The 22,392-nt window shown below is 66.1% G+C and carries 23 protein-coding genes; 14 read left to right on the forward strand and 9 right to left on the reverse strand.

Annotated features, from left to right (window positions below; translation table 11 throughout):
* The coding region (locus NBV68_RS06365; protein ID WP_296308150.1) for an MscL family protein at positions 1-195 on the reverse strand (195 nt) is incomplete at its 3' end.
* Between the two features lie 171 nt (positions 196-366).
* Between NBV68_RS06365 and NBV68_RS06370 the strand changes: the two genes are divergently transcribed.
* The 5 genes from NBV68_RS06370 to NBV68_RS06390 all read left to right on the forward strand — a co-directional run bounded on the left by NBV68_RS06370 (position 367) and on the right by NBV68_RS06390 (position 3,973).
* Positions 367-996 carry a LemA family protein gene (locus tag NBV68_RS06370; RefSeq protein WP_296308152.1) on the forward strand — a complete coding sequence of 210 codons (630 nt, stop codon included), beginning with the start codon at positions 367-369 and terminating at the stop codon, positions 994-996.
* A gap of 1 nt (position 997) precedes the next feature.
* On the forward strand, positions 998-1,879 hold the full coding sequence (locus tag NBV68_RS06375) for a TPM domain-containing protein (RefSeq protein WP_296308154.1): 882 nt from the start codon (positions 998-1,000) through the stop codon (positions 1,877-1,879).
* A gap of 3 nt (positions 1,880-1,882) precedes the next feature.
* Positions 1,883-2,557, forward strand: coding sequence for a hypothetical protein (locus tag NBV68_RS06380; protein ID WP_296308156.1), 675 nt, complete (start codon positions 1,883-1,885; stop codon positions 2,555-2,557).
* 71 nt (positions 2,558-2,628) lie between these two features.
* Complete coding sequence (locus tag NBV68_RS06385) at positions 2,629-3,186, forward strand: NUDIX hydrolase (protein WP_296308185.1); 558 nt, start codon at positions 2,629-2,631, stop codon at positions 3,184-3,186.
* 4 nt (positions 3,187-3,190) lie between these two features.
* Positions 3,191-3,973, forward strand: coding sequence for an SDR family oxidoreductase (locus NBV68_RS06390; RefSeq protein WP_296308157.1), 783 nt, complete (start codon positions 3,191-3,193; stop codon positions 3,971-3,973).
* 85 nt (positions 3,974-4,058) lie between these two features.
* Here NBV68_RS06390 and NBV68_RS06395 read toward each other — a convergent pair whose 3' ends face one another.
* Positions 4,059-4,271 carry a PspC domain-containing protein gene (locus NBV68_RS06395; RefSeq protein ID WP_296308158.1) on the reverse strand — a complete coding sequence of 71 codons (213 nt, stop codon included), beginning with the start codon at positions 4,269-4,271 and terminating at the stop codon, positions 4,059-4,061.
* A gap of 185 nt (positions 4,272-4,456) precedes the next feature.
* Positions 4,457-4,570, reverse strand: a complete 114-nt coding sequence (locus tag NBV68_RS06400) for an enoyl-CoA hydratase (RefSeq protein ID WP_296308159.1) — start codon at positions 4,568-4,570, stop codon at positions 4,457-4,459.
* A 241-nt stretch (positions 4,571-4,811) separates the two neighbouring features.
* Here NBV68_RS06400 and recF point away from each other — a divergent pair, with 241 nt between their 5' ends.
* On the forward strand, positions 4,812-5,900 hold the full coding sequence (recF, locus tag NBV68_RS06405; protein WP_296308160.1) for a DNA replication/repair protein RecF: 1,089 nt from the start codon (positions 4,812-4,814) through the stop codon (positions 5,898-5,900).
* Here the strand turns inward: recF and NBV68_RS06410 are convergent.
* On the reverse strand, positions 5,897-6,631 hold the full coding sequence (locus NBV68_RS06410; RefSeq protein WP_296308162.1) for an arylesterase: 735 nt from the start codon (positions 6,629-6,631) through the stop codon (positions 5,897-5,899). The genes recF and NBV68_RS06410 overlap by 4 nt on opposite strands.
* Positions 6,632-6,690: 59 nt before the next feature.
* On the opposite strand from NBV68_RS06410, the gene NBV68_RS06415 reads away from it, so the two are divergent.
* Positions 6,691-7,383 carry an ATP-binding cassette domain-containing protein gene (locus tag NBV68_RS06415; protein ID WP_296308165.1) on the forward strand — a complete coding sequence of 231 codons (693 nt, stop codon included), beginning with the start codon at positions 6,691-6,693 and terminating at the stop codon, positions 7,381-7,383.
* Entirely contained in the window at positions 7,380-9,905 is a 2,526-nt protein-coding gene (locus NBV68_RS06420) for an FtsX-like permease family protein (protein ID WP_296308166.1), read from the forward strand. The genes NBV68_RS06415 and NBV68_RS06420 overlap by 4 nt, the downstream gene beginning before the upstream one ends.
* Here the strand turns inward: NBV68_RS06420 and NBV68_RS06425 are convergent.
* The 5 genes from NBV68_RS06425 to NBV68_RS06445 form a co-directional block, all read right to left on the reverse strand.
* A complete protein-coding gene (locus NBV68_RS06425) occupies positions 9,902-10,771 on the reverse strand; it encodes a hypothetical protein (protein WP_296308168.1) in 870 nt (289 codons plus the stop codon). The genes NBV68_RS06420 and NBV68_RS06425 overlap by 4 nt on opposite strands.
* A 107-nt stretch (positions 10,772-10,878) precedes the next feature.
* Positions 10,879-11,274 (reverse strand): DUF805 domain-containing protein, encoded by a 396-nt coding sequence (locus NBV68_RS06430; protein ID WP_296308169.1) that lies wholly within the window; start codon positions 11,272-11,274, stop codon positions 10,879-10,881.
* Between the two features lie 121 nt (positions 11,275-11,395).
* Entirely contained in the window at positions 11,396-13,969 is a 2,574-nt protein-coding gene (locus NBV68_RS06435; protein ID WP_296308171.1) for a TonB-dependent receptor, read from the reverse strand.
* Positions 13,970-14,260: 291 nt separating this feature from the next.
* A complete protein-coding gene (locus tag NBV68_RS06440; protein ID WP_296308173.1) occupies positions 14,261-14,665 on the reverse strand; it encodes a hypothetical protein in 405 nt (134 codons plus the stop codon).
* On the reverse strand, positions 14,632-15,174 hold the full coding sequence (locus NBV68_RS06445; protein ID WP_296308175.1) for a hypothetical protein: 543 nt from the start codon (positions 15,172-15,174) through the stop codon (positions 14,632-14,634). Before NBV68_RS06445 ends, NBV68_RS06440 begins: the two co-directional genes overlap by 34 nt.
* A gap of 214 nt (positions 15,175-15,388) precedes the next feature.
* On the opposite strand from NBV68_RS06445, the gene typA reads away from it, so the two are divergent.
* The 6 genes from typA to NBV68_RS06475 all read left to right on the forward strand — a co-directional run bounded on the left by typA (position 15,389) and on the right by NBV68_RS06475 (position 22,372).
* Positions 15,389-17,224, forward strand: coding sequence for a translational GTPase TypA (gene typA, locus NBV68_RS06450; protein ID WP_296308177.1), 1,836 nt, complete (start codon positions 15,389-15,391; stop codon positions 17,222-17,224).
* Between the two features lie 78 nt (positions 17,225-17,302).
* The gene (locus tag NBV68_RS06455; RefSeq protein WP_296308178.1) at positions 17,303-18,985 is read left to right on the forward strand and encodes an SIR2 family protein; all 1,683 of its coding nucleotides are present in this window, start codon (positions 17,303-17,305) and stop codon (positions 18,983-18,985) included.
* Positions 18,924-19,382 (forward strand): hypothetical protein, encoded by a 459-nt coding sequence (locus NBV68_RS06460; RefSeq protein WP_296308180.1) that lies wholly within the window; start codon positions 18,924-18,926, stop codon positions 19,380-19,382. The genes NBV68_RS06455 and NBV68_RS06460 overlap by 62 nt, the downstream gene beginning before the upstream one ends.
* 75 nt (positions 19,383-19,457) lie before the next feature.
* Positions 19,458-20,993 carry a sodium/proline symporter PutP gene (putP, locus tag NBV68_RS06465; protein WP_296308182.1) on the forward strand — a complete coding sequence of 512 codons (1,536 nt, stop codon included), beginning with the start codon at positions 19,458-19,460 and terminating at the stop codon, positions 20,991-20,993.
* A 148-nt stretch (positions 20,994-21,141) separates the two neighbouring features.
* Positions 21,142-21,537 carry a VOC family protein gene (locus NBV68_RS06470; RefSeq protein WP_296308183.1) on the forward strand — a complete coding sequence of 132 codons (396 nt, stop codon included), beginning with the start codon at positions 21,142-21,144 and terminating at the stop codon, positions 21,535-21,537.
* Between the two features lie 109 nt (positions 21,538-21,646).
* The gene (locus NBV68_RS06475) at positions 21,647-22,372 is read left to right on the forward strand and encodes an extensin family protein (protein ID WP_296308184.1); all 726 of its coding nucleotides are present in this window, start codon (positions 21,647-21,649) and stop codon (positions 22,370-22,372) included.
* Positions 22,373-22,392: the final 20 nt, after the last annotated feature.

The raw sequence follows: 22,392 nt of genomic DNA on the forward strand, positions 1-22,392 counted from the left end.
CGGGGCCTCGCCCGACAGGACGATATACTTGCTCGAAAAATCGACCCCTCCGCCGGTCAACAAGGCGATCACCGGCATGATCAGATCATCGGTCAGCGACTTGACGATGGTGCCGAATGCGGCGCCGATGATCACCCCGACCGCAAGGTCGAGCACATTGCCGCGCGCGATGAAGGTCTTGAATTCCGACAGCATGGTGTCCCCTTTGTCCTGTCCCGTTCACCATGTTCTGGCACCCGGCCAGTGCCCTGCCAAGCCGCGCCCGCCCCGCCGTCCACCGCTTGAACCGGCCTTGAGGTGTGCTATATGCACAATACAGGAGCTTTGGCAGGGCCAGACCCCGCACCTTCAGGAGGGACCTTCGCGATGAAATTCACCACCATGCTGCGCGGCGCGCTTGCCGCCGTCGCCGCGCTCAGCCTTGCAGCCTGCGGGATCAACTCGGTCCCCACCAAGCAGGAAGCCGCCAAGGCGCAGTGGGGCAATGTCGAGAGCGCGCTGCAGAACCGTTCGGACAAGATCCCCAACCTCGTCGCCGTGGTGCAGGCCGCCGCGATTTCCGAAAAGGACATCCTCCAGGGCGTGATCGACGCGCGCGCGCGGGCGACATCGATCAACATCACCACCGATGACCTCTCGAACCCCGAGGAGTTCAAGAAGTTCAACGATGCGCAGAACCAGCTGACGCAGGCGCTTGGCCAGCTGCGCACCGTGGTCGAGAACTACCCCCAGCTCGCCAGCCAGCCGCGCTTCGGCGATCTGATGGTCGCGATCGACGAGGCCAACAACCAGATCAACACCGAGCGGGTGCGCTACAACGACCTCGCGCGTGACTACAACACCGAGATCCGCACCTTCCCCTCGAGCATCGGAGCGAACGTGATTCACGGCGCCGAAGCGCTCCAGTATTTCGAGGCGGACGAGGCGGCCAAGGCCAACCCCAAGGTCGACATGAGCGCGATCACCGGCAGCGCCACCCCGGCGGCCGCGAACTGAGGTGAACGCCCTCCTCGCCCCGCTGCGCCGGGCGCTGCTGCTGCTGGCGGGCCTGCTCTGGCTCGCGGCAGCGGCAGCCCAGGCGCAAGACTACCCTCCGCGTCCCGATGGCCCGGTCTATGACGGGGCGAACATCCTCTCGCCCGCGACCGAGGCGAAGCTCGATACGGAGCTGCGCGCCTATAACGCCCAGACCGGCCGCGCGATCATCGTCGCCACCGTGCCGAGCCTCGGCGGCGCCAGCATCGAGACCTATGCGACCACGCTGTTCACCGACAAGTGGGGGATCGGCGGGGAGAAGCGCGATACCGGCCTGCTGCTGCTGATCGCGCCGACCGAGCGCAAGATGCGGATCGAGGTCGGCTATGGCCTCCACGGCTGGTTCGGCGGGATCATGGCGGGGCGCGTGATCAACGACGTGATCGCGCCGCGCTTCAAGGAAGGCAATTTCGACGCGGGCGTCACCGACGGGGTCGCCGCGATCCTCGCCCACCTCGCCAAGGCGCCCGAGGATGCGATCGCGATCGAGGAAGCCGCCCAGGCCGCCGCAGCGCAGAAGAGCCGCAGCGACGGGGGCTTTCCGGTCGGCGTGCTGATCTGGCTCGCCTTCATGTTCTTTTTCTTCCTTCTCCCGATCCTCGCGGCCAGTGGGCGGCGGCGCAAATATCGCTCCAAGGGCGACGGGCCGTGGGGCAGCCGCGACCTTGGCGATACGGCGCGCGACGTGATCCTGTGGGAAGTCGGCAGCGCGATCGCGCGCGGGATCATCAATAGCGGCGGCCGCGGTGGCGGCGGCGGTGGCTTCGGCGGCGGCGGTGGCGGCGGGTTCGGCGGCTTCGGCGGCGGCTCGTCGGGCGGCGGCGGCGCTTCGGGAGGGTGGTGAGTCATGGCGATGATGGATGATGCCGGGCGCGCGCTCGTCAGCGCAGCGGTGACCGAGGCGGAAAGCGCGACCTCGGGCGAGATCGTCACCGTTCTCGCCGAGGCCTCGGACGGCTACACCGATGTCGCGCTGCTGTGGGCAGCGGGCGCTGCATTCACCGCGATGAGCGTCTTCGCCGCCTTCCCCGAGCCTTTCCTCGACCGGTGGGATGCGTGGTTCGCCGGCTGGGGCCACGAATGGACCACCGGCCAGGTCGCCAGCATGGTGATCGCCTTGGGCCTCGTGAAGTTCTTGGGCGTGTGGCTGGTGCAGCAGTGGCAGCCGCTGAAGTGGCTGCTCGTCCCCGGCCCGGTCAAATCGGCGCGGGTCCGCGCGCAGGCCGTGCGCCAGTTCAAGGTCGGCGCGGAACGCCGCACCACCGGGCACACCGGCGTGCTCATCTACCTCTCGATGCGCGAACGCCGCGCCGAGATCGTCGCCGATGAAAGCATCGCCGCCAAGGTCCCCGCCGAGGTGTGGGGCGAAGCGATGGGCGACATGCTCAGCGAAATCCGCCGGGGCCGCGTTGCCGAGGGGCTGGCGGTCGGCATCCGCGACGTCGGCTTCATCCTCGCCGAGCATTTCCCGCGCGGAGAGGACGATGCGAACGAGCTGCCCGACCGGCTGATTGAGGTTTAGCGCTTGACCTCACGGAGTTGAGCCTGTGGAAGGGCGCGCAACTGCCCTCACCCGATGGAGCCTCTCCCGTGATCAAAGACCGCGACGCCGATCTGCCCGAAGTGGTGCAGTGGGAAGGCCAGTTCATCACCGCCAAAACGCGGGGGCGCTGGGAATATGTCGGGCGCGCGCGGGGCATCAAGGCCGCAGCGATCATCGCGCTCGACGATGACCCGGACGGCACGCGCCACGTGATCCTCGTCAGCCAGTACCGCGTGCCGCTGTCGCGCTTCAGTCTCGAGATCCCGGCAGGCCTCGTGGGCGATGATGCCGGAGCCGAGGGCGAGGAAGCGACCGCGGCCGCCGCGCGCGAGCTGGAGGAGGAAACCGGCTACCGCGCGGGTAAGCTCGAGGTGCTGGGAGAATTCTACTCGTCCCCCGGCATGGTCTCGGAATGCTTCACGCTGCTGAAGGCGACCGCGCTCGAACGCGTTGGCGAAGGCGGCGGGTTGCCGGACGAGAACATCACCGTCCACCGGGTTGCCTTGCGCGATCTTTCGCGCTTTGTGGCCGAGTGGCGGCGCGCCGGGCACGCGGTCGACGTGCGGATCGCGATGCTTTTGACGCCGGGATATCTGGGAGAGGACTGAACATATGGCAGGACGTGTAGCGGGCAAGATGGCCCTGGTGACGGGCGGCGCGCAAGGGTTGGGCCGCGCGCATTGCATCCGGTTGGCGCAGGAAGGCGCGCGGGTGCTGGCGACCGACATCAACGGCGCAGGCGCCGAGGAGACCGCCGCGATCATCAATGCCGAGATGGGCGAAGGCACGGCTTACGGCATCGCCCATGACGTGACCAAGCCCGAGCAGTGGGAAGCCGCGGTCGATGCCGCGCGCGAGAAGCTCGGCGGATTGAACGTGCTGGTCAACAATGCCGGCATCGGCGTGCCTGGCAATATCGAGGCCTGCGATTTCGGCGACTGGCAGCGCTGCTTCGACATCAACGTCAACTCGATCTTTCACGGCTGCCAGAAGGCCCTGCCGCTGATGCGCGAGCACGCGCCGGGCTCGATCATCAACATCTCGAGCATCGCGGGGCTGATCGCGAGCGACACCATGCCGGCCTATAATGCCTCGAAGGCGGCGGTGTGGATGCTGTCGAAGTCGATCGCGCTCCACTGCGCCAAGAAGGGCATGCAGATCCGCTGCAACTCGGTCCACCCGACCTTCGTCGACACGCCCATTCTGGATGGCACGGCGAAGGCGCATGCGCTCGACAAGGCGGTGCTTCTGGAGAAGCTGGCGCGGCAGATCCCGCTGAAGTTCGTCGGCGAACCCAACGACATCGCCAACGCGGTGCTTTACCTCGCGAGCGACGAGAGCCGCTTCATGACCGGCGCCGAGCTGAAGCTGGATGGCGGTATCTCGGCGATGTAAAAAGAGAGGGGCCTTGCGGCCCCTCCCGGTTGTTCCAATCAGGTGCAGCGGCCCGAAAACCGGGAACCGCTTTTCGTCGCTGCACTCAGTCGGCGATCAGCGCGATCGCGAGGTAGATCAGCACCGGGGCGCCGAAGCCCAGCAGCAAGGCGATCACGAAGCCGATGCGGACCAGCAGCGGGTCGATGTTGAAATAGTTGCCGATCCCCGCGCAGACGCCGGCGAGTTTGGCATTGCTCTTGTCGAGGCGGAAGCTGCGGCTCGGCGGGGTGCCGCCCGAATTCCTGAGGTCATTCATTGTGGTCGAACTCCTGTGAAAGCGTTGGTCGGTCAGGCCATCAGGCCGGGCGTGGCGGGGACGATCGCATAGGCGAAGCTGGCAACCGTCAGGATGACAGCGAAAGCGGCCGAAGCAAAGCGGGCGGTGTTGTCATTGCCGAACATGGGTCTTGGTCCTTTGGTCAGAGAGGGTGGTGGGGGCGATCAGGCGATCAGGGTCGGGCTGGCGGGGATGATCGCGTAGGCGAAGAAGGCTGCCGAGAGCACGACCGAGAAGGTGGCGGCGAAGAGGCGGTTGCTGGTTTCGGTGGTGAACATGTGAGGTCTCCTGTGGGTCTTTGTGGCGTTGTCCGGGACCATCCCGGGGATGCCGGATACTTTGCACGGGCCGTGCCAAACTCGAAGAATGGCGGAATTGCGCCGTTTCCTGCCTTTCACCATGCAAACGCATCGTTAAGCAAAACGAAAGCTTGGGAAAATTCACCAAGGGTTGGGATCGGCGATTTCCGAGGCGTCGCACTGGCCAAATCGCCCCCCTCCCGCTACCCCCGCCCCCGCCATGGGCCTCAGCCGCATCAGCCTCGAAAACTTCCGCAACCACCCGGCGACCACGCTCGCCGAGACGGCGCATTTCAACCTGCTGGTGGGCGAGAACGGGGCAGGCAAGACCAACCTGCTGGAAGCGCTCTCGCTGCTCGGCCCGGGGCGAGGCTTGCGCCGCGCCAACCTCGGCGATCTCGCGCGGCGCACGAGCCCCGGCGCCCCGCCCCTCCCCTTCGCCATCGGCGCGAGCCTGACCGAGGCGGGCACGGTCTCGGCGCGGCTCGGCACCTATACCGAGGACGGCGCGCCCGGGCGGCGGCTGGTGCGGGTCAACGGCGCGCCTGCGACGGCTGCAAGCCTTGCCGAGTGGCTCGCCCTGTCATGGCTCACCCCGGCGATGGACGGGCTGTTCACCGACAGCGCCGGCGCGCGGCGGCGGTTCATGGACCGCATGGCGCTCGCCCTTGCCCCCGATCACGCGCGGCGGGTGAACGCTCTGGAAGCGTCCTTGCGCGAACGCGGCAAGCTGCTCGAGACCGGCGGCGATGGCCGCTGGCTGGATGCAGTCGAAGCTCAGGCGGCCGATCACGGCGCGGCGGTCGCCCGCGCCCGCGCCGAGTTGGTCGCGCGCCTCGCTGACGAACTCTCAGCCCTCCCGCCCGAACCCTTCGCGCGGCCCGCCCTCGCCTATCTGCCCGGTGGCCCCGCGGACGAGATCGCCTTGCGCGCCGAGCTTGCCCGCGGCCGGCCGCGTGACCGCGCCGCCAGTCGCGCCCTCACCGGCCCGCAGCGTGACGAGCTAGAGGTGCGCATGGCGTCCACCGGACAGCCCGCCGCCGCTTGCTCGACCGGCGAGCAGAAGGCGATGCTGATCGCGATCACGCTCGCCCACGGCATCCTGGCCGCCGCCGGGCGCCCTAGCGTGCTGCTGCTCGACGAGGTCGCCGCGCACCTCGATCCCGTGCGCCGCGCCGAGCTGTTCCGGCGCCTGCGGGAGGGCAAGGCGCAGGTCTGGATGACCGGCACCGAGCTTGCCCCCTTCGAGGCCCTGCGCGGCGAGGCGGCGGTGTGGCGGGTGTCGGACGGGGGCGTCGAGAGGCTTTAGGGCGCAGGCGTCGCGGCGGGCGCCTTCGGCAGCGCCCCCTCGACCTCGTCCAGCGTCGCGGCCACCAGCTTCTCGATGCCATCGGCGGTCGGGTGGATCCTGTCCGACTGGAACAACGAGGGGTCGCGATAGATCGCCTCGAGCCAGAAGGGGATCAGCGTCGCGCCGCATTCCTTGGCGAGATCGGCATAGATTGCATCGAACTCGGCCTGGTATTCCGGGCCGAGATTGGGGGGTGAGCGCATCCCCATCAGCAGCACCGGCACCTGCTCCTTCTTGAGGATCGCGAGCATCTTGCCGAGGTTCGCCTTGGTCTCATCGGGCTTGAGCCCGCGCAGCAGGTCATTGCCGCCCAGCTCGAGGATGAACAGTGCCGGCGGCGTCTCCTGCGAGGCGAGCGTGAATTCCAGCCGCTGAAGCCCCGCCGCGGTGGTATCGCCCGAGACGCCGGCATTGATCACGTCGGCGTTGATCCCCTTGGCGCGGAGCGCATTCTCCAGCTTCTCGGGGTAGGAATCGCGCGGGTCGAGGCCGTAGCCTGCAAACAGACTGTCGCCGAAAGCGATCACCTTGCGCTCCGGACCCATCACCGGAATTGCCGGGAGCGCGGGTTCGCCATCCTCGGCCATCTCGGGCGCGGTCGCGGCTTCGTCGGCAGCATCGCTGCACGCCGTGAGCGCCAGCGATGCGGCGGCCGCCACCGCAATAATCGACCAAGAGCGCTTGTGCATCCGCGAGCCTTCCATACCTGTAGCTTGTTGCCTTCCCCCACCTATGCCATCGGAACCTAGTGACAAGTCCCTCTCTCGCAATCAGCGCCCGCAACCTCACTCTGACCCTCGGTTCGGGCGCTTCGCCGGTGACGATCCTGCGCGGGATCGATCTCGATGTGCCGCAAGGCCAGGTCGTCGCCCTGCTTGGCCCTTCGGGGTCGGGCAAGAGCTCGCTGATGGCGGTGCTCTCCGGGCTCGAACGGGCGAGCGGGGGGAGCCTTATGGTCGCGGGCGCGGATTTCACGGCGCTCGATGAAGACGGGCTGGCGGCGGCGCGGCGGGGCCGGATCGGGATCGTGCTGCAGGCCTTCCACCTGCTGCCCACCATGACCGCGGCCGAGAATGTCGCGACCCCGATGGAGCTCGCCGGCATGGCCGATGCGAGCCCCCGCGCGCTCGCCGAGCTGGAGGCGGTCGGCCTTGCGCACCGCACCGGGCACTACCCCACCCAGCTTTCGGGCGGCGAGCAGCAGCGCGTCGCCATCGCCCGCGCCACTGCCCCGCGCCCCGGACTGATCTTCGCCGACGAGCCGACCGGCAACCTCGATGCTGCCACCGGAGAGGAGATCATCAAGCTGCTCCTCGCCCGCCGCGCCGAGACCGGGGCGACGCTGCTGATCATCACCCACGACGCCGCCTTGGCGGCACGCTGCGAGCGGGTGCTGACGATGGCGGACGGCGTGATCGTCTCGGACACCGCTGCCGCATGAGCCTTCCTCTCGGCACCGCATGGCGCATCGCCCGGCGCGACCTCAACGCGCGCTTCCGGGGGCTAAGGCTGCTGCTGGTGTGCATCTTCCTCGGCACCGCCGCGCTCGCCGCGATCGGCACGCTGACCGCGGCGATCGAGAACGAGCTGGCATCCAGCGGGCAGGAACTGCTCGGCGGCGATCTCGAGGTCGAGGTGTGGCAGCGCGATCTCAGGCCCGATGAAGCGAAGGCGCTAGCCGCCTATGGCACCATCTCCAGCGGCTACCGGATGCAGGCGATGGCCAGCACGCCGGAAGCAGCCGCGCCGATCGAACTGAAGGCGGTCGACGCCAAGTGGCCGATGTTCGGCAAGCTGGTGCTTGCCGATGGCCGCAGCGTTGGCGCGCCCACCGGCAAGGACGCGTGGGTCGCGGCGACCGCCTTGGAGCGGCTCGGGATCAAGGTCGGCGAAAGCTTCAAGGTCGGCACCGTCACCCTGCGCGCGGCCGGCGTCATCGAGGACGAGCCCGACCGCTTGTCGGAGGGCTTCCAGCTCGGCCCCACGATCATCGTCGCCGGGGGCGTTCCCGCCGAGGCAGGGCTGATTGCGCCGGGCGCGCTCTACCAGAGCAAGCACCGCATCGCCTTTGCAAACCCCGCGCGTGATCCGGACGCGGTGGAGGAGACACTCACCAAGCAGTTCCCCACCGCCGGCTTCGACATCCGCACCCGCGACCGCGCCTCGCCGGGCGCGGACCGCTTCGTGCGGCAGATGAGCGACTTCCTGACGCTGGTGGGCCTCGCCGCGCTGGTGATCGCCGGGATCGGGATTGCGGGCGGCGTGTCCTCCTATCTCGATCAGCGCCGCGCGAGCATCGCGACCTTGAAGGTGCTGGGCGCGACGTCGGGAGACATCGTGCGCATCTATGCGATGCAGATCGGCGTCGCTGCGCTCGCGGGAAGCCTTGCGGGGCTGGCTGCGGGCGTGCTCGTCACCCCGCTGCTTGCAAGCGCCTTACAGGGCCTGCTGCCGGTCGAGAGCGGCTTCATCATCTCGCCGCCGGCGCTGGTGCTGGCGGCGAGTTACGGCCTGCTGGTGGCCTTCGCCTTCGCCGCTGCGCCGCTGCTGCGCGCGCGGACCTATCCGGCGATGGCGCTGATGCGCTCGGGCATTGTGCCGCTGGCGCGCGACCGGCGTGCGTTGCTCGCCACCGGGATCGGCATTGCGGGGGTCTGCGCGCTCGCGCTGCTGACCACCGCGCAGCCGATGCTGTCGGGCGGGTTCCTGCTCGGTGCAGGCGCGGCGCTGGCGCTGTTGGCAGGCATCGGCTGGGGCATCCAGAGCCTCGCCCGCCGCCTGCCAAGGCCGCGCAATCCGCTGCTCAGGAGCGCAATTGCCAACATCCACCGCCCCGGCGCGCCTACGGGAGCGCTGGTCACCGCACTGGGCTTCGGCCTTGCCGCCTTCGTGCTGCTCGCCGCAGTGCAGAGCGCGATTGACGGCAACATCGCCCGCCGCGTGCCGATGGAGGCGCCCGACTATTTCGTGCTCGACGTGCCGGTGGCGAAAGAGCCGCGCTTCTTCACGCTGATCCAGAGCGAGTTTCCCAAGGCGGGCATCCGCACGGTCCCAACCTTGCGCGGCGCAGTCCTCGCTTATGGCCCCAAGGACAATCTCACCCGCGTCGCCGACCTGAAGGAAATCCCCGATGGCGCCTGGGCCCTGCGCGGCGAGCGCGGGCTGACCTATGCCGACACCATCCCCCAGGGCAACCGCGTCGTCGCGGGGCAATGGTGGAGCCCGTTCCACAAGGGCGAGCCGCTTGTCTCGGTCGATGCCGATCTCGCTCGCGCGCTGGGCCTCAAGGTCGGCGACTACCTCACCATCGGCATCCTCGGCGTCGAGCGCACCGCGCGCATCGCCAATCTGCGCGAGATCGACTGGGAGAGCATGGGCTTCAACTTCGCGCTGGTGTTCAGCCGCAATGCGATCAGCGACGCGCCGCACAACCTTTCGGCGACAATCGACTTACCCGATGGCGCCGATCCCGCCGCGCGCGGGCGCCTGCTGCGCGGGCTGGTGAAGGAGATGCCCTCTGCCTCGGTGATCGAGGTTGGCGGGATTCTGGTCGAGGCGCGCAAGCTGCTCGAACAGGTGAGCCTAGCGACACTCGCCGCCGCCGCAGTGACGGTGCTGGCGGGGCTGGCGGTGCTGATGGGCGCCATTGCGGCGGCGCGGGCAGCGCGCACCTATGACACGGTGATGCTGCGCGTGCTGGGGGCGAGCAGGCGGCAGATATTGCTGTTGCAGCTCGCCGAATATGGCCTGCTCGCTGGCTTGCTGGCGCTCGTCGCCTTGGGGCTTGGCGGGGGACTGGCCTGGGTGGTGATCACGCAGCTGTTCGAATTCGACTGGCTGCCCGATTGGGGCGAGGTGCTCGGCGTGCTCGGCCTCGGCACCGCGCTGGTGCTCGGCTTCGCGCTCGCCGGTTCGCTGCCGCTGCTGGCAGCGAAACCGGCGAGGGCGCTGAGGGAACTCTAGGCGAAGACCTCTTCCAGCCGCTCCGACCCTCCGCCGGTCACCTCGCTGTGCAGCGTCGCCATATAGGACGTGACGAACATCACGAAGACGACGAAAATCGGCAGGAACACGAGGGGCAGCAGCAACAGCAGCAGCGGCGCTCCGGAGCCGGGGTCGCCGCTGACAGCGGTGCCGAAGATCAGCCCGAAGGGCACGCCGAAGGCAACCACGGCCAGCACGCCGAGCGCGAGGTTCGCAACGAAGATGCCGAGCACCCGGCCCTCGGTCACCGCCCAGCTGCGCCGGATCGCGGCCAGCGGATTGAACACCTGGTCGACCGCCACCACCGGCACCAGCACCGCAAAGCGGCAGCCGAGATAGACCATCACCGGCATGAACAGCAAAAGCAGGAGGCCGCCGACGATGCCCCCGGCCGTGCCGCCGCCCAGGCCCGCCACGCCCGCCACCGCGAAAACCACCGCCGCAAGCGCGACATAGCCAACCCCGAGGATCAGCGAGATGATGAAGAACGGCACCACGCTCTTGAACCCGCGCACCATCGCCGTGCCGAAGGAGGCCTCCTCGAGCGGTGAGGCGATCGTCACCATCGCCGCCTGCTGGGCCAGCATCAACACCAGATAGGCACCGTAGAACAGCACCATGAAGAGGATGAAGACAATACTCATCCCCGTGAGCGAAGCCGGATCGTCGAACCCTGCGCCGATGCCCACCGCGCCCGCCGCGCCCATGATCGCCAGGACGATCCCGAGCACCATCGAGCCCACCATCTGGATCGCGAAGAACACCGCGAACATGCCGAGCAGCAGCCAGAAGCGCTGGCGCAGCATCGTCCAGCTGGTCGCAAACACGCGTCCGATATCGATCATGAAAGTCCCCTTGCGGTCATCCCCCCGAACGTCCGGTGCCGCAAGCGGCAGGATGCATGGGACAATAGCCTGATGCAAACGGAAAAAGGCCGTGCCGGCCGACGCGGCTAATCGAACAGTGCCGCATCGACCCCAACCGCGCGCGGGTCTTCACCATAGCGATTGGGCCCCAGGGTGCCGGCGGCCATCATCAGCCAAAAGAACCAGCCCACCCCGAGATAGGGGATGAATATCACCATCAGCATCCCGCCGCTGGCGCCGTGATCGTGAACCCTGCGCATCTGCAGCGCGAGAGTCGGCAGGCCGAAGGCGAGCAGGTAGAGGCCGAAAACGGCCAGAACGAGGTTCTCGCGCAGCTGGCTTTCGGGAAGCAGCGACACCAGGTTGAGGCCGCCCGCAAGAAAACCGAGCTGCCACAGGATGAAGGCCCAGTACTCGGTGCGCCGCGCCCGGCCGCGAAAGTCGAAGGTGCGGCGGATCGGCTGGATCAGGCTGGCGAACATGCGTAGCTCATCCCTCGCCGCGCGGGCCCGCGCAAGCCCCCGCAAGGCGCTGCTGAAACAAAGCAAAGGGGCCCCGCACCGCAGTGCGAGGCCCCTTGCCTGTTGCCTTGCTTGAGGCGACTTAGAACTTGAAGCGCACGAGGCCGCCATAGGTGCGCGGCTGGCTCGGGTAGCCCGAGACCGTGCCCGACTGCGCGACGCCGTCGAACACCGTGATGATGTACTGGTCGTCGAGCAGGTTGCGCGCCCAGGCGCCGACTTCCAGGCCGTTCGAAAGCTGGAAGATCATCGAGGCGTTGACCAGGTTGACCTCGCGCTGGAAGATCCGAGTGTTGCCGAGCGCGGTGTTGAAAGTCGGCAGGCCGTTGTTGATCTGCACGTTGCTTTCGTGGCTGTAATCGACGCGGCTGATCAGCTTGTTGTCGCCGATCTCGAGCGTGTGGGTCGCCGAGGTCGCGAGGCTCCATGCGGGGATGCCGCCCGGACGCGCGCCGGTCAGATCGCCCACCGGGCTTTCGGTGAAGCTGTCGAAGGTCGGATCGAGGTGAGTCGCCGCGAAGGTGAACACCAAGCTGTCGCTCGGACGGATCGTGGTGTCGAGTTCGAAGCCGCGCACCGACTGCTGACCGGCGTTGTTCAGCTGGAAACCGGTGCCGGTGAACAGGAAGCTCTGGAAGCCCTTGATGGTCTGGTCGAACACCGCGAGGTTGAAGCCGAAGCCGTCCCACTGACCCTTGAAGCCGACTTCATAGACCTCGGCATTTTCCGGGCCGGCAAAGCGCGAACCGGTGCCAAGGTTGGCGACGCCGAGCCCGGCATTGGTGATCGGCGAGGCCGGGGCGGCAAAGCTCGAGCGGCCCGGGCCCGGGATGTAGTCGCCAAAGGCCGGACGGCTGTCACGCGACAGGTTGATCGAGCTCGCCTTGAAGCCCGTCGCATAGCTCGCATAGATGTTGATCTCGGGCGAGACCTCGTAGGCGGCACGCAGCAGGTAGGTGAACTTATCGTCGCGGGTCTGGCCCGGTTCGACCGCGTTCGGAATGCTCAGGAACGGCGGCTGGAACTGGAACGGCGTGAGGCCGAGCAGCGCGTTGGTCGCAGGGTTGGTCGCCGCGGCGAGCAACTGCTGCTGGACCGCGCCCGGCAGAGCCTGGAACTGCGCGCGGGTGAACACGTCGGGCAGCATCGGGTTGGCGACGGTCGCACCGGTGATGAAGGCATCGACGAGGTTGATGTTCGACAGCTCGTCGAACGCCTGACCGGCCAGCGAGAAGTCCTTCTTGTCATCGGTGTAGTTGAAGCCGCCGGTGAAGACGAGGCCGTCAACCGGCTCGAAATCCACGGTGCCGAACACCGACCAGGCGGTGTTGTCCATCGCATATTGCTCGGCCGTCAGCGGACCGGCGCTGAAGATCGAGCCCTGCGGCAGGCCGAGACCGGCTTCCACGCCGTTGAACGTCGCCGGGTTGCCGGTCAGCAGCGCAAAGAAGGTGCGCGCGTCGGGGCCGGTGGTGAGGCGGCTGTCCTGCGTGATGGATTCGTCGAAGTAGAAGCCGCCGAGCAGGAAGTTGATCGGGCCATCGAAGTCCGAGGTAACGCGGAATTCCTGCGTGAAGGTGGTCACTTCCTGATCGCGGGTCTCGGTCACCACGTCGGCGCTGGTGAAGTCGACGTCCTGATCGAGGAAGTTCTTCAGCTCACGATAGGCGGTGATCGAGGTGAAAGTCAGCGCACCGGTGCTCCAGTCGGCCTGGATCGAGCCGCCGTAGTTGTCGACGGTGTTGAGCGGCTTCTGGCTGAGGAAGGTGTTGTAGCTGAAGAAGTTGGTGTCGAGCGCGCCGCCCACCGCAAAGATCGCGGGCGCGGTCGGGCCGGCGACGAGGGTCGAGACGAGGCAGCAGGTCTCGTCGATCTTGGCGTAGTCGCCGATGATGCGGACCTTGAAGTCGGGGGTCGGCTCGATCAGCAGCTGGCCGCGCGCCGACCAGCGGTTGCGGTCAGACACGTCGGTGTTGAGGTTGGTGATGCGGGCATAGCCATCACGACGGTTGTAGCTGCCGTCCAGCGAGAACGCGATGTTCTCGGTGATTGGCCCGGTCACTTCACCGCGGACGACGAGCGCGTTGTAATTGCCGTAGCTTACTTCGGCCTGACCGCCGAATTCGTATTGCGGCTCCTTGGTGACGACCGAGATCACGCCCGCGGAGGCGTTCTTGCCGAACAGGGTCGATTGCGGCCCGTTCAGCACTTCGATGCGGCTCACCATGTTGAGGTCGGACAGGGCGGCTGCCGAGCGCGAGCGGAACACGCCGTCGATGAACACGCCGACCGAAGGCTCGATCCCGAAATTATTGTCACCATTGCCGAAGCCGCGGATGATGAAGGTGGTCGCCGAGGCGCTCTGCAGCTGACTGACGCGAAGCGAGGGGGTGACGGTCTGGAGGTCGAGCACGTCGCGGATTTGCGCCTGCTCGAGCGTCTCGCCGCTGGTCACCGACACCGAGATCGGGGTTTCCTGCAGGGTCTGCTCGCGCTTCGACGCGGTGACGATGATGACGTTGCTGCTTTCCGGATCATCGACCGTCGGTTCGGCGGCGTCCTGGGCCAGCGCCGCGCCGGGCATGGCAAGGCAGGCAGCGCCTGCGAGCAGGGTGAATCGATATGCGCCGGCAGCGCCGGTGAAGGTCGAACGCATGGAAGCTCCTCTCCAAAAAATCCCGCGACCCCGGCGCCCTTTTTCGGGCACGCACCGTCCCAGTGCGCTCTCTCCCGTGGTCGTGTGGCAGTCGTGATAAGCCAGCACCGCGTTTGCCACAAGCGCCGCCGCGCCGGATTCCGCGGGCAAGTCACGTGAATGTTGCGCAAGAGTCACAGTGCCGAAGACCCGGAGGCAACCGGTTTTTCTCGCCTGACGTAGCGGCAAGCGGCCTGGCAAAGCCCGCCCGCGCGGCATGGCGGGAGTGAGGATTTTTTTGCCCCAGATCGCCTAAACCGGCCCGCCAGCGCCTGTCGCCGTGTCCTTGACGCTTGTTGCGCCCGGCATCGCGTCCACATCGAGGGTGCGATCGGGGCCTGGCAAGGTCACCGCGTCACGCAGCGGATCGCCGGCGCGCTCAATCGTCACGGCTGGGTCGACCGCCTCGGTGAGGCCGGGATCGGCAAGGAGTTCCGCAGGATCCTTGGCAACCTCGTTGGCGATGTCGTTACCGGTTGCCTGCGCCGAAACGTCCTTTTCTGCCGCGGCGAACTCGGCTTCGCGCATCAGATCGCTCGCAGCGATGGTGGCATCCTGACGCACCACGGCCGCGGCCGCGACGGGCTTGACACCGAACCACTTGGGCCCGGCGACTGCCAGCCTTAGCTGGGCGTCAGGGCGCAGGGCGCAGGGCACGCAGATCGGCAACCCGCCTCGCCCCACAGCTGCCACATCAGCAGCACCGAAAGCAGCATGCCCGCAAGGCACAGGCAGATGATGCTCAGCGCCAGCCAGCGGCTCCGCATTGTCTCAGCGATCACCCCGATCCCGACGGTGAGAATCGCGGCCAGCGCGGCGATGACCTTGGCAAGGATGCCCCCGCTCGCAACCAGCCAGACGAACAGGCTCCACGGCCAGTAGAGCTGATATTCGGGCATCGCGTCAGGATCGGCGAGGAGCGTGTTCGCCAGCGGCGGCCCGAAGGATTGCATAGCCGCCATCACGAACGGCGTGGTGAGCAACAGCACGGCCAGCACCAGCACGGCGAAGGAGACGCTGCCCATCAGGCTCTTGAGCACCGGATTGGCAGGCGGAGCCTCGTGCTGAGGCGGCGCCGCCGGAGCGCCGGAAGCAGGCGGCGTCCCAGCCGCGGGCGGCTCGGACTGCGGCGCGCCTGCTGTCGCTGTGTCTGTCTGATTGACCATCTGCGATCCCCCGGGCACGGACGTTCCGGCGTGCACTTCCCCTGTCCACACTGCCGCGCCGCCGTGAACGCCATCGCAAATTCCTGATCCGGCATAGTAAAAACCCGCCAAGACCGGCGTGCGCTTGCGCCCTTGCCGATTGCGGCCACGTCGGCTAACGGGGCGGCGATTATTGCGCCGCACAATCGCGCTCCCTCTCACAGCCGAGTTTCTGATGTCTTCAGCTCTTCGCAACATTGCGATCATCGCTCACGTCGACCATGGCAAGACCACGCTTGTCGACCAGCTCTTCCGCCAATCGGGCACCTTCCGTGAAAACCAGCGCGTCGAGGAACGCGCGATGGATTCGGGCGATCTTGAAAAGGAACGCGGGATCACCATTCTCGCCAAGTGCACCAGTGTCGAATGGCACGGGGCCGATGGCGAAACGACGCGCATCAACATCGTCGACACCCCGGGCCACGCCGACTTCGGCGCCGAGGTGGAGCGCATCCTATCGATGGTCGATGGCGTGATCCTGCTGGTCGACAGCGCCGAAGGCGCGATGCCGCAGACCAAGTTCGTGACCGGCAAGGCGCTCGCGCTGGGCCTGCGCCCGATCGTCGTCGTCAACAAGATCGACCGCCCGGACGGCCGCCCGCAGGAAGTGCTCGACGAGGTGTTCGATCTGTTCGTCAGCTTGGACGCCGCCGACGACCAGCTCGAGTTCCCGGTGCTCTACGCCTCGGGCCGCGATGGCTATGCCAGCGAAGATCAGGACCGCCGCGAAGGCAGCCTCGCCCCCTTGTTCGAGAAGATCATCGAGCATGTCCCGGCCCCGGGCCTCGACCCCGATGCCAAGTTCAGCTTCCTTGCCACCCTGCTCGATCGCGACAACTTCATGGGCCGCGTTATCACCGGCCGCGTCCAATCGGGCACGATCCGCGTCAATGATCAGATCCATGCCATCGACATGGACGGCAAGGTGATCGAAACCGGCCGCGCGACCAAACTGATGAGCTTCGACGGGCTCGAGCGCGTGCCGGTCGAAGTCGCGCGCGCGGGCGACATCATCGCGCTCGCCGGTCTGGAAAAGGCCACCGTCGCCAACACCATCTGCGATCCCACGGTGTCCGAACCCATCGCCGCCCAGCCGATCGACCCGCCGACGCTGGCGATGCGCTTCTCGGTCAACGACAGCCCGCTCGCCGGGCGCGAGGGCAGCAAGGTCACCAGCCGCATCATCCGCGACCGCCTGCTGCGCGAAGCCGAAACCAATGTCGCGATCCGCGTCACGGAATCCGAGGACAAGGACGCCTACGAAGTCGCCGGCCGCGGCGAATTGCAGCTCGGCGTGCTGATCGAGACGATGCGCCGCGAAGGCTTCGAACTCGGCATCAGCCGCCCGCGCGTGCTGTTCCGTCAGGAAGACGGCAAGCGCATGGAGCCTTACGAGACAGTCGTGATCGACGTCGATGACGAGCACTCGGGCACGGTCGTCGAGAAGATGCAGCGCCGCAAGGCCGACCTTTCCGAAATGCGCCCCTCGGGCCTCGGCAAGACCCGCATCACCTTCTCGGCCCCCTCGCGCGGCCTGATCGGCTATCACGGCGAGTTCCTCTCCGACACGCGCGGCACCGGGATCATGAACCGCCTTTTCGAGAAGTACGGCCCCTACAAGGGCCCGATCGAAGGCCGCATCAACGGCGTGCTGATCTCGAACTCGGATGGCGATGCAGTCGCCTATGCGCTCAACATGCTCGAAGAGCGCGGCACGCTGTTCATCAGCCCGCAGATGAAGGTCTATGAGGGCATGATCATCGGCGAGAACGCCAAGCCCGACGATCTCGAAGTCAACCCGCTGCGCGCCAAGCAATTGAGCAACGTGCGCTCGAGCGGCAAGGACGACGCAATCCGCCTCACCCCGCCGCGCCGCATGAGCCTCGAGCAGGCAATCGCCTATATCGACGACGACGAAATGGTCGAAGTGACCCCGCAGTCGATCCGCCTGAGGAAGGCAATCCTGTGCCCGCACGAACGCAAGAAGGCGCGGCGCAAGAAGGAGGATTGAGGGGCGGCAGTCCCAAAGCCATTGACTTGGGCCTCCTGTTCGCGCTGTCTACATTGACGGCAGTATTGGGGGCGCACAGTGAAGCTGCAAGAAATAACCGTCGGCGAAATTGCCGACATCTTACGTGATTGCGGGCCAGAGCGGGAGCAAGCTTGCCTGCTGATCGGGGCGGGCGTGTCCTACAGTGCAGGCATCGGCCTCTCTTCGGACTTCGTCAAAAAGATCAAGGAACGGTTTGAAAACCTCTACGACAAGGCGTGCCGAGAGAGTGGCGATGGTAAAGAGCCCGGCTATGCCCAGTGCATGGCCGCGCTTCCGCCAGCCAAGCAGGTTGAACTGATCCGTGAGGATATAGATCAAGCCAAGATCAACTGGGCCCACATCGGTATCGCGCGGCTCGAAAAATCGCAAAAAATCAGCGCGATCCTAACCACCAATTTCGATCCGCTGGCGTCGCGCGCCTGCGCAATCTTCCACCGGTTCCCCGCCATCTATGACCTTGCGGGACTACGTGACGAGCAGAACAGCCGGATCAGTTTCGACCGGTCCTACGTCAAAGGAAGCGCCATTTTTCACCTGCACGGCCAGCATACCGGCTTTGTGCTACTGAACACCGATGAAAAGCTTAACGCACAAGCAGACAGGATAAAACCGGTCCTTGATGCGGTCATGAAGGGCAAGCCGGTGATCATAGCGGGCTACAGCGGGGAGAACGATCCGCTGATTGATCGAATTGCGGATCTCGCCCCTTTCAATCACGGCCTGTTCTGGGTTTGCCGCGACGACAAGGACCCGGCCCCTAGCGTATGCCGGAAGCTGCTGGCTCTCGAAAATTGCTACCTTGTCAGAAACAAGCCTTCGGATGTCTTTTTCACCGAGCTAGCCAACGCACTAGACTTGGACCCGCCCGCCTTTCTCGCAAATCTGTTTGAACACATGACAGAAATCCTGTCAGGTCTGCGTCCTTATTCTGACCTTGGTGAGCTTGGCGGTCCCGACCTACTCGAAAGCGCCAAACAGCAACTCGAGAAGGCCAACAATGCCAAGAGTGATAAAGACCGGTTAGTCGATCAACTCACTGCATTGATGGCGGCTGGCAACTATGCTGAGATTTCGGCACTCTACCGCGCACAAGACGCAAGCATCTCTGATCAGGCAAAGGATCTTTTCGCTTGGGCAGAGATAGTCGAAGGTAATTCGCTTTCGGATCAAGCAAATACAAAGCAGGGCGACGAGGCCGATACGCTCTTTACCGCGGCAGGCGCTAAGTATGCAGCCGCGCTCGCGATCAAGCCCGGCATATACGAGGCACTCACCAATTGGGGCATTGCGCTCGCGGATCAAGCCGAGACTAAGCAGGGCGACGAGGCCGATGCACTCTTTGCTGCAGCAGGCGAAAAATACGCAGCAGCCCTCGCCATCAAGCCCGACATGCACGACGCACTACACGGTTGGGGAGTTGCGCTCTCAGGACAAGCCGAGACCAAACAAGGCGAAGAGGCCGATGCGCTCTTTGCTGCAGCAGGCGAAAAGTACGCAGCAGCCCTCGCCATCAAGCCCGACATGCACGAGGCGTTGAACAATTGGGGCGTTGCGCTCTCAACACAAGCCAAGATCAAACAGGCTGACGAGGCCGATGCGCTCTTCAATGCAGCGGGCGAAAAATACGCAGCAGCCCTCGCCATCAAGCGCGACAAGTATGAAACCCTCACTAATTTGGGGGAATGCGCTCTCAGATCAGGCCAAAACCAAACGGGGTGAGGAAGCCGATGCGCTCTTTGCGGCAGCAAGTGAGAAATACACTGCTGCAGTCACCATCAAGCCCGACGATCATACTGCTCTGAAGAATTGGTCAAGTGCTATCATAGATCAGGCCACGACAAAGCAGGGTGAGGAGGTTGACGCGCTTTTAGCTGAAGCGCGTCAAAAAATCGCGCTTACTGATCACCTAAAACCCGGATCGGGTCTCTACAACTTGGCTTGTTTGAACGCAATATCTGGCGATGCAGACGAAGCTGTTCGCTTGCTAGTCGAGGCCTATAATGCAGGTGTTAGCTGGCCGGGCTGCGATCACTTGTGCGCTGATAGCGACTTCGCCAAGATTCGAGACAGCGAGGTTTTTCTTGCGGCGCTGAAACGGTGTGGTTGTACATGTTAGGAGGATACCCTCCACCGGGTAGAATAACCCGCCTCCCGCTTCCCATCCCCGCCCTCACCCGTTACGCCTCCCCCCATGAACACCTACACCCTCGCTGCCCTCGCCGCCTATTTCGTGCTGATGATCGGCATCGGGGGCTATGCCTGGGCCAAGACGCGGGCTGACTCCGCCGGCTATCTGCTGGCCGGGCGCAATCTCGGCCCGGCGGTTACGGCGCTCAGTGCGGGGGCGTCCGACATGTCGGGGTGGCTCTTGCTGGGGCTGCCGGGGGCGCTGTTTGCCTCCGGGCTGGTCGAGGCGTGGATCGCGATCGGGCTCACCATCGGCGCAGGCCTCAACTGGATCATCGTTGCCCCTCGCCTGCGCGAACAGACCGAGCGGCTGGGCGATGCGCTGACCATTCCGCAATTCCTCGCCAACCGCTTTCCCGAAAGCGGCACGCTGCTACGCGTCACATCGGCCGTGATCATCGTCGGCTTCTTCACCGTCTACACCGCCTCCGGCATGGTCGGCGGGGGCAAGCTGTTCGAGACAGCCTTTGCAGGCGCGCTGCCGGCCTCAGGGATGAGCGACTACTTGCTCGGCATCCTCATCACCGCCGGGATCGTGCTGGTCTACACCATGATCGGCGGCTTCCTCGCGGTCAGCCTCACCGACTTCGTGCAAGGCATGATCATGATGGCCGCGCTGGTGGTGATGCCGCTGGTGATCCTGTTCGCCGCCCCTGCCAGCACCGTCGCCGCTACGCTGCCCGAGGGTTACTTCAGCCTCACCCACGGAGCGACGCTGGTGGGGGTGATCAGCGCGGTGACTTGGGGCCTCGGCTATTTCGGCCAGCCGCACATCATCGTGCGCTTCATGGCGATCGACCGGGTCGAGAACATCCCGCTCGCCCGTGCCATCGGGATGAGCTGGATGGTAATCTCGCTGGTCGGCGCGGTGGCGGTGGGGCTGGCGGGGCGAGCCTATGCCGACACCCACGCCCTGGTGGTGGAGGACCCGGAGACGATCTTCATCCTGCTGGCCGGGATCCTGTTCCACCCGGCGGTGACGGGCTTCCTCTATGCCGCGCTGCTGGCGGCGATCATGAGCACGATTTCTTCGCAGCTGCTGGTCTCCTCCTCCTCGCTCACCGAGGATTTCTACCGCCTGTTCCTGCGCCGCAGCGCGTCGGAAGCCGAGGCGGTCAATATCGGGCGGCTGTGCGTGGCGCTGGTGGCGGCCGCCGCGCTGGTGATCGCGGCCGATCCGGACAGCGAGGTGCTGGGTCTGGTCGCCAATGCCTGGGCGGGGTTCGGGGCAGCCTTCGGCCCGCTGATCCTGCTCGCGCTCACATGGGACCGGATGACCGGCGCGGGCGCGGTCGCCGGGCTGGTGACGGGCGCGGCGGTGGTCGCGCTCTGGGTGCTTCCGACTTACTATCCCGGATCGTTCATGTTCAATTGGATCGCGACCCAAGCGGGAATCAATCCCGCCGATCCGGATGTTATCAAGGATGGCCTGACGCTCTCCAAATGGCTCTACGAAATCGTACCGGGTTTCCTCGCCTCGCTCGCCGCGATTGTGGTGGTGAGCCGCCTCACCGCGCGCGCGCCCGCCAAGGCGGTGTAACCGCGCGGGGGGCATGCGCGAACGAGGGGGTGCGAGGCTCGCTTGCGGCCCCTGTGTCTCCTCCAGCATCGGTCCAACTGCATGCGGGTCTCGCGCCCTTTCCTCCGGTCGCACCTTCGGGCATGATGCCCGGAGGGGAGGAAAGGGCATGACGGGACAAGCAGCAGGGGACGCGCGGATCACGGGGCTCGGCGGCGTGTTCTACATCGTGAAGAACCCCGCCGCGAGCCGCGCGTGGTATCGCGACGTGCTCGGGCTCGACGGCGAATACGGCCCGCAGCTCGCCTGGGCCGGGGAGCCGCGCGCCCACCCCTATTCGCTGATCAGCCACTTTGCCGATGATGGTTACATCAAGCCGGGCACGGCTCCGTTCATGATCAACCTGCGGGTCGATGATCTGGACGGCTTCGTCGGGTCCTTGCGCGCCAAGGGAGTCGAGATCGTTGGTCAAGCGGACGAGGGCTATGGCAAGTTCGCCTGGCTGCTAGACCCGGACGGGGTGAAGATCGAGCTGTGGGAGCAGGTCGAGGACCGTCTGCCCTGATGCCGCTCCCATCAGGAGCGCCCGGTAAACAATTCGCAAACATTTCTTAACCGAGTTTCTTGCGCTAGGCTTAAGGACGACTGACCAATAGTGCCTAGCGATGAGGCACTTGGCACTTCTTTCCAGAGCAGGCTTGCTGGCGGGCGCGATGGTCGCACTGGCGGGCTGTGGTTCGATCGTTCCCGGCGTGGCCGGGGGCGGCGCGGGGCCCGGCCCGGCGCGGACGACCGCAAGCGCTCCGGCGCGGCCTGCGGTCACGGTCGCCTCGGCGCCGCGCTCCTTTGTGCCGCGCGCCAGCGAGGCGGGCTGCCTTGCCGATCTGGGCGCTACGGGCGCGCGGTTCGATCCGGTGCCCGACACCTATTCCGCCCCGGGGTGCAACCAGCTCGGTACGGTTCAGCTGATGGCTCTGGCGGGCGACCGCGCGCCGCTCAGCATCGCCAATCTCGGGCCGGTGCAGTGCCAGGTCGCCAAGGCGTTTGGCGACTGGGCGCGCTTCGGGGTCGATCGCGCGGCGCGCCAGCTGCTCGGCAGCCCGGTGGCGCGGATCGAGACCATGGGTTCCTACAATTGCCGCAATGTCGCCGGCACCGAGGTGCGTTCGGCCCATTCCCGCGCCGAGGCGATCGACGTGTCGGCCTTCGTGCTGGCGGACGGGCGGCGGATCGTGCTCAAGCGCGACTGGCATGGCGGCGATGCGGCGACGCGCGAGTTCCTGCGGGTGGTGCACAAGAGCGCGTGCAAGCGCTTCGGGACGGTGCTCGGCCCCGCCTACAACGCGGCGCACCAGGATCATTTCCATCTGGAAGGCACGGGCGCGAAGTTCTGCCGCTGAGCGGCCCAGCGCCGGCGCCA

This window comes from Erythrobacter sp. (assembly GCF_023653175.1).
In the GTDB taxonomy this organism is placed as follows: domain Bacteria; phylum Pseudomonadota; class Alphaproteobacteria; order Sphingomonadales; family Sphingomonadaceae; genus Erythrobacter.